Annotated in this window: 11 protein-coding genes; 8 read left to right on the top strand and 3 right to left on the bottom strand. The window is 35.4% G+C overall.

Features of this window, described 5'->3' with window-relative positions:
• The first annotated feature begins 3 nt into the window (after window positions 1-3).
• Together GAPWK_RS08415 and cysZ are read left to right on the top strand one after the other, a co-directional pair.
• On the top strand, window positions 4-2,013 hold the full coding sequence (locus GAPWK_RS08415; RefSeq protein WP_025315795.1) for a GNAT family N-acetyltransferase: 2,010 nt from the start codon (window positions 4-6) through the stop codon (window positions 2,011-2,013).
• Between the two features lie 165 nt (window positions 2,014-2,178).
• A complete protein-coding gene (gene cysZ, locus GAPWK_RS08410; RefSeq protein ID WP_025315794.1) occupies window positions 2,179-3,009 on the top strand; it encodes a sulfate transporter CysZ in 831 nt (276 codons plus the stop codon).
• 9 nt (window positions 3,010-3,018) lie between these two features.
• On the opposite strand, the gene GAPWK_RS08405 is transcribed toward cysZ, so the two are convergent.
• From GAPWK_RS08405 to GAPWK_RS08395, 3 genes are read right to left on the bottom strand one after another with little or no spacing between them, the layout of a single operon-like run.
• Complete coding sequence (locus GAPWK_RS08405) at window positions 3,019-3,204, bottom strand: YpfN family protein (protein ID WP_025315793.1); 186 nt, start codon at window positions 3,202-3,204, stop codon at window positions 3,019-3,021.
• A gap of 35 nt (window positions 3,205-3,239) precedes the next feature.
• The gene (gene dapE, locus GAPWK_RS08400; protein WP_025315792.1) at window positions 3,240-4,379 is read right to left on the bottom strand and encodes a succinyl-diaminopimelate desuccinylase; all 1,140 of its coding nucleotides are present in this window, start codon (window positions 4,377-4,379) and stop codon (window positions 3,240-3,242) included.
• 13 nt (window positions 4,380-4,392) lie between these two features.
• On the bottom strand, window positions 4,393-4,749 hold the full coding sequence (locus GAPWK_RS08395) for an ArsC family reductase (protein ID WP_025315791.1): 357 nt from the start codon (window positions 4,747-4,749) through the stop codon (window positions 4,393-4,395).
• 366 nt (window positions 4,750-5,115) lie between these two features.
• Here GAPWK_RS08395 and GAPWK_RS08390 point away from each other — a divergent pair, with 366 nt between their 5' ends.
• The 6 genes from GAPWK_RS08390 to tkt all read left to right on the top strand — a co-directional run bounded on the left by GAPWK_RS08390 (window position 5,116) and on the right by tkt (window position 12,044).
• Entirely contained in the window at window positions 5,116-5,358 is a 243-nt protein-coding gene (locus tag GAPWK_RS08390) for a FeoA family protein (protein WP_025315790.1), read from the top strand.
• Entirely contained in the window at window positions 5,355-7,682 is a 2,328-nt protein-coding gene (gene feoB, locus GAPWK_RS08385; protein WP_025315789.1) for a Fe(2+) transporter permease subunit FeoB, read from the top strand. The genes GAPWK_RS08390 and feoB overlap by 4 nt, the downstream gene beginning before the upstream one ends.
• Window positions 7,683-7,773: 91 nt before the next feature.
• Complete coding sequence (locus GAPWK_RS08380) at window positions 7,774-8,019, top strand: FeoC-like transcriptional regulator (RefSeq protein ID WP_025315788.1); 246 nt, start codon at window positions 7,774-7,776, stop codon at window positions 8,017-8,019.
• 345 nt (window positions 8,020-8,364) lie between these two features.
• Window positions 8,365-8,727, top strand: a complete 363-nt coding sequence (locus tag GAPWK_RS08375) for an RpiB/LacA/LacB family sugar-phosphate isomerase (RefSeq protein ID WP_238551160.1) — start codon at window positions 8,365-8,367, stop codon at window positions 8,725-8,727.
• Window positions 8,728-8,933: 206 nt separating this feature from the next.
• On the top strand, window positions 8,934-9,884 hold the full coding sequence (tal, locus tag GAPWK_RS08370) for a transaldolase (protein WP_025315786.1): 951 nt from the start codon (window positions 8,934-8,936) through the stop codon (window positions 9,882-9,884).
• Between the two features lie 153 nt (window positions 9,885-10,037).
• Window positions 10,038-12,044 (top strand): transketolase, encoded by a 2,007-nt coding sequence (tkt, locus tag GAPWK_RS08365; RefSeq protein WP_025315785.1) that lies wholly within the window; start codon window positions 10,038-10,040, stop codon window positions 12,042-12,044.
• Window positions 12,045-12,426: the final 382 nt, after the last annotated feature.

The raw sequence follows: 12,426 nt of genomic DNA, 5'->3' as shown, positions 1-12,426 counted from the left end.
TCAATGTCATGCCTCAAAAGCACACGAACGTTATGGGTGTTACAGGGTGAAGCGACAAAATTATTTGAGCAACTTAATCACACCATAACTTCACATGTTGGCGATTGGATATGTGTAACCAGTCAGTCAAAATTACCTGATTTTTTACCAAATATCCTTTTACCTACTCAAACCAAACAGCTATTAGGGCAAGAGTATCTGCATGCCATATTTGATGCAACAATAGGATTTAATCTGGACGCGTTTGCAATGTTGACCGGTACACTGGTTAAAGGTAGTCTACTGATTTTATTATTGCCTAATCAACTTGAAACTTGGCAAGACCAAGATAGTTTACGTTGGAATGAAGCCAATACCCCCATCACTGTACCAAACTTTGTAAACCATTTGCTAAAAACACTTGCTGAATTCGATATAGCAATTGAGCCTACTGTCTTATCATCATACAGTAATCAACCATTATCAAAATTGTCAGACATGAACAATCAGGTTTATGATTTAACCCAGCAACAAATGACATTACAAAAATTATTGAACAGTAAGCAAAGCATTAATGTCGTTATTGCTAAACGAGGTCGTGGTAAATCAGCTTTGGCAGGGTTATTTAGTCAGCATAAGAACTGTATTGTGACCGCACCCAATAAAGCGGCATTAAATAGCTTTTTTGCCTTTGCTAAACCAAATACCCCTTTCTATGCACCTGATGAGTTAATTGCTTGGCAACAAAATAGTTTTGCTGATTATTTAGTTATTGATGAAGCTGCCATGATACCACTTCCAATGCTTGAACAATTACTGCAACTGGCCAAGGCTAAAAACAGTCAAGTATTACTTACTACCACAGTTGAAGGATATGAAGGTACAGGGCAGGGTTTTTTATTAAAATTGTTAGAAAATAAATCATGTCAGTATTTTTATCTTGATAATCCTATCCGTTGGCAAACTGGTGATAAATTAGAGTTATTTTGCGATCGTTTATTGCTAAATGGAATATTGGATGAGAAGAACAGCCAAACAAAGATTGATTCATCCATAAACTACAGTAAACTCGATCGACATAATATAAACGCATTAACATCGATCTTTTATCTTTTAAAAAATGCCCATTATCAAACTACATTAGTTGATTTACGACGCCTTTTTGATGCGCAAAATTTGTCAGTTTGGCAAGCCTCGGTCAATAATAATTTATCCAAAAATCATCCAATAACAACTAACCCGATCGCTGCGGCAATTACGTTAAATGAGGGCAATTTATCCGATTCCCTCATTGAGCAGGTATGGCAAGGTACGCGTCGCCCTAAAGGCAATTTGGTCGCACAATCACTAGTCGCTCATGCAGGTGAAAAACTAGCAGCCAAATTATGCTCGGTACGCATTAACCGTATTGCGGTGATTGAGCCTTACCGTCGGCAACAAATTGCTAAAAAACTTATACAAACGATATGTGATGAATCATATAACCAAAATATCGATTATTTATCGGTAAGCTTTGCCTACAGTCAGTCCAATTATCAATTTTGGATGGCGTGTGGTTTTAATTTGGTGCATGTTAGTAGTCATAAAGAGACCCGTAGCGGCAGTTATTCAGTTATGGCGATTAAACCCTTAACTTTGCTAGGGCAACAATTAACTAATCAATTACAACAAAAACTTGTGCGTAATGTTTACTGGCTTAAAGATATTATTGAATTACCGTTTAACGATATGATTACTTTTGATAGTAATCAATATTTATCTGCACAAGACTGTAGTGAATTAGCCGGTTTTTGTGATTACTATCGACCATTTGAAGCAACTTATCCTGCACTTTGTCGATTAAATTTTTATACACAACAACATCAGCAATACAAAACATTGCCGATGTTATCCGCATTAATTGATAGCAAAAATAATCAGATGGATATTATTAATCGTTATCAATTAGCGGGAAAAAATGCATTAATGCAAGTCATCAAACATGAAGTTAAAACTTGGTTGGCGAATAATCAAGGTAGTGCAGTACTAAAATAATGCAATATTAAATAAAATAGCCAGTAAAGATGATTAAACGTTATTGAGGTTAATAGGTGGTATGTTTAAAATATCGCACCGTTTATTTAAAACTATTTATTAATGTATTACCTGTCTATGCTTACTTAAAGTATTGACAGACTTGTAAATAAAAAGGAACCAAATGTGACGTCCAATCAACTAGATAATAATACTCAACATCGACATTCCCACACGCAATCACGCCACAAAAATTATCAAGCTAGAAATGGTTTTGAATATTTTTTTAAAGGTTGGTCGTTAGCTTTTAGTCCAGGTATTAAGCGATTTGTTTTTTTACCTTTACTTGCCAATATTGTGTTAATGTCGGCGCTGTTTTATTGGTTTTTTGCCGTTCTTACTGGCATGGTTGATTGGGGGCTATCTTATGTACCAAGCTGGTTAAATTGGTTAGGATATATCATGGTATTTATTGTAATCTTAATACTTGTTATTTTATTTTGTTATTTTTTCAGTACAGTTACTAACTTTATTGCTGCCCCTTTTAATGGAATATTGGCTGAACAAGTTGAAGCGCAATTAACAGGAATGCCGGCACCAGATACAACATGGATCAGCTTAATTAAAGATTTACCGCGAATATTAAGTCGCGAACTGAAAAAATTATGTCATTATCTATTATGGGCTATTCCGATTTTACTTACTTATTTTATACCTGTCATTGGGCAAACGGTTACGCCAGTGGTATGGTTTTTATTTACCGCTTGGCAAATCAATATTCAATATGCGGACTATCCATTTGATAACCACAAAATCAAGTTTCACCGTATGCGTGCACATTTAAAGCAAAACAAAGTCGACAATTTAATGTTTGGTAGTTTAGTTAGCTTTTTTACTATGGTACCGCTGCTGAATTTGATTGTGATGCCAATTGCTGTCTGTGGTGCAACAGCAATGTGGGTAGATCGTTACCGTCATCAAGCTGTATTTGAAAGTACCAACCAAGATTTTCGGTAACGTTTAGTTTTATTTGTTTGATTTATTTGATGATGACCAATCGTCATCATCATCACTATAAGGTATTGGTTTTATCCCGTTCTTTTTCTCTAGATAATTTTTATAACTCAGTCGATTTAGTGCTTTAATGCCGTTGATAAAAATTCCAATTAAGATAATTAAAATAATCCACCAATAATCTTTAAGCCATGCCATATTATCTCCTTTTAGATAAAGCGAAACGGGCTTAATTATGCCAGTAATAAAGTCTCTAAAATACGTTTATAGATTGCGGTTAAATTAATAATATCTTGGCAGTTGGCATTTTCGTTGACTTTATGGATAGTTTTGTTAATCACACCAAGCTCAATGACTTGGCAGCCCATTTTAGCGATAAAACGACCGTCTGACGTTCCGCCACTGGTTGAAAGGTTGGTATTTATTCCCATAATATCCTTAATGGCATCTGTAGCAGCATTGGTTAGTTCGCCTTGCGGAGTTAAAAATGGATGACCTGAAAGACGCCAATTTAATGTATATTTTAAATTATACTTTTGTAAAATCTGTTCAACACGTTCTTTAATTTGTGTGTCGGTAAGCTCGCTGCTATAGCGAAAATTAAATTGAACACTCAGATCGCCAGGTATTACATTTTCAGCTCCAGTTCCGCCACTGATATTTGCGACTTGCATGGTGGTTTGCGGAAAGTACTCATTGCCTTCATCCCAAGTTGTGTTAACTAGCTCATTTAATGCAGGGGCAAAGCGATGCACCGGGTTATCAGCCAGATGAGGATAAGCAACATGTCCTTGTACCCCATGCACGACTAAATTAGCGGTTAATGAACCACGACGCCCATTTTTAATTTGATCGCCAAGTAAGGTATCACTTGAAGGTTCGCCAACAATACAATAATCAACACGTTCATGGCGATTCATTAATAAATCGACTACTTTAACGGTGCCGTCGGTTGCGTCAGCTTCTTCATCAGAAGTTAACAAAAAAGCCACGCAGCCATCATGATCAGGATTGTTTTTAATAAAATCTTCTGCTGCACATATCATAGCTGCCACGCCACTTTTCATGTCCGCGGCACCACGACCATACAGTACACCATTTTCATCAATGATAGGCGTAAAAGGAGGATAAAGCCATTTAGTTTCGTCGCCTGCGGGCACTACGTCAGTATGACCCGCAAACATCAGTGTTTTACTTTTACGATCACCATGAAAAGCCCACAAATTTTTGGTTTGCCCAATATTTATTTCTTCAATGGTAAATCCAAGTTTTTTTAAACGTTCGATAATTATTTTTTGACAGTTTTTGTCATCAGGACTTATCGATTTTTCAGCAATAAGCGCAGTAGTCAGCGCAATAACAGGTTCAGTCATCATAATCTCGATCTTATTTTGATTGCGAAATAAATTGTGAATAACTCTCGTCAGAAAATCCTAACAAGGCACGCTTACCATCGATCAGTAATGGACGTTTTAAAATAGATGGATTGTCTAACATAATTTTTTTGGCGGCTTGTGCATTATTGATTTGCTCACGAACCTGTTCATCTAATTTGCGCCATGTTGTACCGCGCGTATTAAGTAAACTTTGCCAATCAACTAATTGCAAAAAAGTGTCGAGCAGATCAGCCGTCAATCCGTCTGTTTTATAATTATGAAATTGATATTGGATATGATGATCATCAAGCCAAGTAAACGCTTTTTTCATTGTATTACAGTTTTTAATACCATAAATGATATACATAATTTAGTTGATCCATTTTTTTGATATATTGAAAGATTATATCAGTTATAAGTTATTATCAGCAATTAGGATGATTAATGAGAATATAGTTCTGATTTAGTTTTATTATACTCGATAATATTAGTGATTGATTATTTCACCAACCTTACATTAAAGAGGATATAATCGTTTTTTCTGAAGGTACACTGTCATTTTTACTCAAAAATGATTGAAAACCTTCTACTAGCCCCCATTATTTGACCATTATTTCCATTTTTTACATTAAAATTTGTTTTTTTCCACATTAATGTGTATTAATATTGCGAATTATTCGCATTTTAATTTGTGCGATAAAAATCTATAAGCTAAATATACGTAGGAAGTATGATGTCATCTTTAACTCTTAACCACTTGCCGATAGGGCGTGAGGCGGTTATTTCTAGATTTTTACCTAAATCGTTACCTTATCGTCGTAAATTACTAGCTATGGGTATTACACCTGGTTGTAAAGTCGAAGTAGTACGCACTGCACCATTCGGTGATCCCATAGAAATTAATATGCGTGGATTTTTATTATGTTTACGCCGCCAAGAAGCTTCTTTTATTGAAGTATTAGAGGTTGGAGCATGAAGATCGCGCTAATTGGTAATCCAAATTGTGGTAAAACAACATTATTCAATTTGTTGACTGGTGCCAAACAAAGAGTGGGTAATTGGCCTGGCGTTACTGTTGAACGTAAAACTGGGCTGTTTACCTACAATCATAAACAATATGATATTGTTGATTTACCGGGAACCTATTCAATTGAATCCGATCCCTTATGCGTCTCGCAAGATGAGTTAATTGCAAGACAGTTTGTCTTGAGTGAAGATGATTGCGTGCTGGTAAATATCATTGATGCGACAAATTTGCAGCGTAGTTTGTATTTGACTTGTCAATTAGTCGATTTGCAATTACCTATGATTGTCGTACTTAATATGATGGATGCGGTTAAAGCAATGGGCGAACAGATTAATATTACAAAATTATCAAAATTGTTGGGTTGTCCCGTGGTGGCGATATCATCAAGTAAAAAAATAGGATTGCAAGCACTGTATCAGCAAATTCAAGCGATGACATTATCTTCCCAAGTAGCCAATCCATCAATAAATTTGTTAGGGGATGAACAGCAAGCGATTATTGATAGATATATTAATGAATTGCCTGAAAAAAGTGAAGTGCGTCAATTTAACCCATGGCAATTGCATGATGTGTTATTAGATGATTCACATTATAATCTGACCCAGCTTGAGAGTGAAAAACTAACAGCCTGTCGCCTTTTACTTTCAGCGTGGTGCGATAATGAAATTGATGTAGCATTAGCATCTGCCCGCTATGATACAATTGATACCATTTGTAAAACAGTCATTGACAAGCCTCGTGAGTTAAATGTTCGTTTTTCAGATATACTTGACAGGATTTTTTTAGGTCGCATTACAGGTATTCCATTGTTTTTGTTAACAATGTATATCATGTTTATGTTGTCGATTAATTTTGGTTCGGTTTTTGTTGATTTTTTTGATGGATTATGTGGCACGTTGTTTGTGGATGGCACTGCACAAGTGTTACAAACTATACACGCACCGAGCTGGCTTATCGCTATTTTAGCTAATGGTATAGGGCGTGGTATTCAAACTGTTTCAACTTTTATACCTGTAATAGGGGCAATGTTTTTCTGTTTGTCATTTTTAGAAGATTCGGGTTATTTGGCAAGGGCGGCAATGGTTGTCGATCGTGGTATGCGCTGTATAGGTTTGCCAGGTAAGGCGTTTGTACCCATGTTAGTTGGTTTTGGTTGTGGTGTGCCAGCCATTATGGGAACGCGTACATTAGAAAGCACGCGTGATCGCATTATGTCAATTTGTATGATTCCATTTATGTCGTGCGGAGCAAGATTGCCGGTGTATGCGTTGTTTGCAGTTATCTTTTTTCCTAAACATGCTTCATTTATCGTTTTTAGTTTGTATATGTTGGGTGTCGCTGTGGCTATTTTCACTGGCTTTGTCCTTAAGTTTACCTTATTAAAGGGCTCGATTACGCCATTTATTATGGAAATGCCAGTATATCGAATCCCTACGTTAAGCAGTTTGCTCAATTTAACTTGGCAACGTCTGAAAAATTTCATTTTTAGAGCTGGAAAAGCCATTGTCATCATGGTGACGGTCTTAAGTCTGCTTAATTCATGGGGGCGAGATGGAACGTTTGGACATGAAGATTCACAAGATTCGATGCTATCTGTTGTTAGTCAGAAGATCACACCAGCATTCGCTCCAATGGGTATTAATCAACACAATTGGCCAGCTACAGTTGGTATTTTTACTGGTATTTTTGCTAAAGAATCGGTTATTGCAACCTTAAATTCGCTTTATTCTATGGATGAAACGGATACCACACAACAGTCTGAATCATTCAATTTGTCGCAAGGTATTTTAGATGCACTTAAAACGATCCCTAAAAATCTAGTTAATTTGTCTGATGCTGTTTTAGATCCTTTGAGTTTATCAACAGTCAATGATGATATTGACTCATTACAATCAGATTTGGCAGTAGATTCGACAGCAGTATCACAATTAAAAAACTCCTTTATGACGCCATCAGTGGCAATAGCTTATTTGATTTTTATATTACTTTATACTCCTTGTGCTGCGGCTTTAGGGGCGGTATATCGAGAGGCTGGTATAAGATGGATGATATTTATTGGAATTTGGACTTTTATCATTGGTTGGTTATCTGCAACAATTTACTATCAAACAACTTTGATTGGACATTCACAATCAGCGGTTTGGTGGCTTTTGGGATGTGGGGCATTTATGCTAATTATGATTATCACTATGCGGATAGTAGGGCGATATTCTATTTTTAATCAAACAATAATTAGTTCATCTAACTCTAAAAATTCATCCTGCTGTTATTAAATAGTAGTCTATTAAAACACATTATTTATCAACTATTTCAATCATAAATTAAGGAGAAGATGCAGGGTATAACCTTGCATCTTTTATTATTATGCTAGTAACTTCAATTCGAGATTATGTGCAGTTAAAAGGCCGAGCAGCTCTACAAGACATCGCTCGACATTTTCGTATTCCTAATAGCGCTACAGTTCAAATGCTAGATTTTTGGATTAAAAAAGGATGCATTCAACAGTTAACCATTGAGGATAGTCAAACCGCATGCAAACTTAATCAATGCAAAACGTGTGCAGGTTGTAATGTCTATCAACAAATAGTTTATGTTTGGTTAAATAAATGATTGATATCTTTTCAAAATGAATCTGTACAAATGTATTTATATTCAACCTTTGATTGAATAATGTTAAAACTTTACTATAAAAAGTGTTTGTCAGTAGTGATTTTTGCAATTAATAGCATAAATTATTGCTATATTTTCTTAAAAAAATTTTATTTTCGAGACATTCATCACATAATTAAATTAATTTATACCTAAAAATATCAAATGATATTAATATGAACCTATGTTCATTTTTTGAATTAAATTGAGATAAAATAATATAAAACCAATAGCTATTGGCGCTGTGATGATGCTTTTGAATTTAGAAATAGCAAATTTGATTATTTAACTAAACAAAGTTTTGAAATTGTTGATTATAGCAGTGACAAGCAGATAAAAGACTCTTTGTACTCAGATGTTGCCAACGCTATAGCTTGTTCAATCAAAGAAGATATGCATGAACGAGGTATCTTAATTTGTGAGAAAGATATAGGTGTTGCGATTGCTACTAATAAGTTACTGAGTATTTGTGTTGCACAACGTCATGATACATTTTCATCTGAACTTGCTAAAAAAAGCAATAATGCACAATTTATGATAATGGGTGCTAAAGTAATTGGTCTTGAGCTAGCTAAAAAACTTATGGGACCAAGGTCAAATTCTGAATTTGAAAGTAGAACGTCAACAGCTAAAGTTGAACGTATTAACCATTATGATCAGCTATCATAGTACATAATCATTATTTGTCACAATTTTTTAGTTAAGCAGATTAAACTTGCAAACAATGTGATTTTTTCAATATTTAATTTTACTTTATATTGGTTTGTTTTTTAATCTGCCATGGGTGGGAAATAGCAATATGTCATTGTCGTTTTATTACAGAATAAATGCTATTATAATTTATTAAACTAAATGCTGTAGAGGATAAAAAAAGTATGAGTCAATTAGATGAATTTAAAAAGTTAACTGTTGTAGTTGCCGATACTGGAGATATCGATTCAATTAAACAATTTTCTCCAGAAGATGCCACAACTAATCCATCCCTTGTACTGAAAGCAGCTCAACTTCCTCAATATCATTATCTAATTGATTCTGCTGTAGAAACCGCTAAAAAATTAGGTGGTAGCAAAGAACAACAATTAGTTAATGCGTGTGATCAAGTTGCTGTAAATATTGGTGCTGAAATTTTAAAATTAGTTCCTGGTCGTATCTCGACCGAAGTGGATGCCCGTTTATCATTTGATACTCAAGGTTGTATTGATAAAGCACGTCGTATTATTGAACTCTATCAAGCAAAAGGTATCGATAAATCACGTATCTTAATTAAAATTGCTTCTACATGGGAAGGGATTAAAGCTGCCGAAATTCTTGAAAAAGAAGGTATTAACTGTAATTTGACATTACTTTTTTCGTTTGCACAAGCAAGAGCATGTGCTGAAGTTAATGCTTTTTTAATTTCTCCATTTGTTGGTCGTATTTATGATTGGTATCAAGCTAAAAAACCAATCGATCCTTATGTTGCAGACGAAGATCCTGGTGTCGTTTCAGTTCGTAATATCTTCAATTATTACAAACAACATGGCTATAAAACGATTGTAATGGGCGCAAGCTTCCGTAAGGTTGATCAAATTTTAGCACTAGCGGGGTGTGACCGTTTAACCATTGCCCCTAATTTGCTTGCACAAATGCAACAATCAACAGCCACTGTTACGCAAAAACTTAATCCAAATCAAGCGGTCGTTGCTCCTCCAGCACCAATGACTGAGGCTGAATTTAGATGGCAACACAATAGCGATGCCATGGCAGTTGAGAAACTTGCTGAAGGTATCCGTGCTTTTGCTGTTGACCAAGGTAAATTAGAAGACATGATTAGTGCATTACTTTAAACATATAGAATACAAAGGGGAGCTAGCTCCCCATTTTTACACTATTTAATTCGATTTGATTAACAAATTTGGCAGGTGACAGCAATTGTTGCTGATGATAGTAACTTGCTAAATTAGGAATTTTAAATTAAAAATTTTTTTGGAGATTACAACATGAATGCAACGACTTTATCTCACCGCGAACTAGCGAATGCGATAAGAGCATTAAGTATGGATGGTGTGCAAAAAGCTAAATCTGGTCACCCAGGCGCACCTATGGGCATGGCTGATATGGCTGAAGTACTTTGGCGTGGATTTTTAAAACATAATCCAACTAACCCTAATTGGGCTGATCGCGACCGTTTTGTGTTATCAAATGGTCATGCATCTATGTTGATTTATAGCTTGCTGCATTTAACTGGCTATAATGTGACAATTGATGATCTTAAAAACTTTCGTCAATTGCATTCAAAAACAGCAGGTCACCCTGAATATGGTTATGTTCCTGGTGTTGAAACAACAACTGGCCCATTAGGACAAGGTATTGCTAATGCTGTAGGTATGGCTATTGCTGAAAGAACATTAGCTGCGCAATTTAATAAATCTGGTCATACCATCGTTGACCATCATACTTATGTATTTATGGGTGATGGTTGTATGATGGAAGGGATTTCACACGAAGTATGTTCATTAGCTGGTACCCTTAAATTAGGCAAACTCATTGCATTTTATGATGAAAATGGTATCTCTATCGATGGTGAAATTGAAGGCTGGTTTACTGATGATACCGCAAAACGCTTTGAAGCTTATGGTTGGCATGTAATTCGTGGCATTGATGGTCATGATGCTAAAGCTTTAAAAGAAGCCATTGAACAAGCACAAGCAGTAACCGATAAACCGTCATTGTTAATGTGTAAAACAATTATTGGTTTTGGTTCACCAAATAAAGCGGGTAGTCACGAAAGTCATGGCGCACCTTTAGGTGATGCTGAAATCGAAGCGACACGTAAAGAACTCGGTTGGCGTTATCCTGCCTTTGAAATTCCAAAAGAGTATTACGATGCTTGGGATGCAAAAGCTAAAGGTAAACAAGTTGAAGATGAGTGGAATGCACGTTTTGATGCATATGCTAAAGCTTATCCTGATTTAGCTCAAGAATTTAAACGTCGAGTTAATGGCGATCTTCCTGCTAATTGGCAACAAGTTGCAAAAGATTTTGTGAATAAACTACAAGCGAATCCTGCAACGATTGCAACTCGTAAAGCATCACAAAATGCGATTGAAGCGTTTGCTCCTATCTTACCTGAATTTTTAGGCGGCTCTGCTGACTTAGCACCAAGTAATTTGACCATGTGGTCAGGTTCAAAAGAGATTTTAGCCAACCCAAATGGTAATTATATCCACTATGGCGTACGTGAATTTGGAATGTCAGCAATCATGAATGGTATTGCCTTACATGGCGGATTTATTCCTTATGGCGCAACTTTCCTTATGTTTATGGAATACGCACGTAATGCTATCCGTATGGCTGCGTTAATGAAGATTCGTTCATTATTTGTTTATACTCATGATTCTATTGGTTTAGGTGAAGATGGACCAACGCATCAACCTGTTGAGCAAATGGCAAGTTTACGAGTTACACCAAATGTTAGTACTTGGCGCCCATGTGACCAAGTTGAATCAGCTATCGCTTGGCAATATGCGATAGAACGCCAAGATGGTCCGACAGCGCTAATCTTCTCAAGACAAAATCTTAAACAGCAAGATCGTAGTGCTGAACAATTGGCTAATGTTTATCGCGGTGGTTATATTCTTAATGATTGTACTGGTACTCCAGAATTAATTATTATTGCCACTGGTTCAGAAGTTGAACTTGCTGTTGAGGCATATCATAAACTTACCGAAGATGGTAAAAAAGTGAGAGTTGTCTCAATGCCATCGACAGATGCATTTGATAAACAAGAGCAAACTTATAAAGAATCAGTATTACCATCTTCAGTAACGGCTCGCTTAGCGATTGAAGCAGGTATCAGTGACTATTGGTATAAATATGTTGGTCTTAATGGTAAAGTTGTTGGTATGACAACATTTGGTGAATCAGGTCCAGCCGATCAACTATTTAAAGAATTCGGTTTTACTATTGATAATGTCTTAAATCAGGCGAAAAGTTTGTTGAAATAAAATATAGTTTGATTAACAGAATAAAACTTCGCTAATAACTTTAGCGAAGTTTTTTTATGCTTATTTTATGTTCACAAGAAAACTTATCCTATTTATGAATATTCTTTTATACATTATTTGGTTATCAATATATCTTAATCTGATCCTTGAAACTTAATTATATAAATTTCCATTTTTTAATTATTTGGCATTTTTCAGACATCAGCACCATACAGCGGACTCCAAACAATTATTACGTTATTTCAAGGTATCTTAGAATTTTACAAAAAAGCATAAGATATGTGATGCATGTTTATATAAAAACATCATATAAAACTTAAATTTTGTCATTTATGTTGATAAATAAAAGTGTCACAAAAAGATATTATACCGTGTATTATTT

Source organism: Gilliamella apicola, assembly GCF_000599985.1.
GTDB lineage: Bacteria > Pseudomonadota > Gammaproteobacteria > Enterobacterales > Orbaceae > Gilliamella > Gilliamella apicola.
This window is presented reverse-complemented; position numbering and strand designations above follow the sequence as displayed.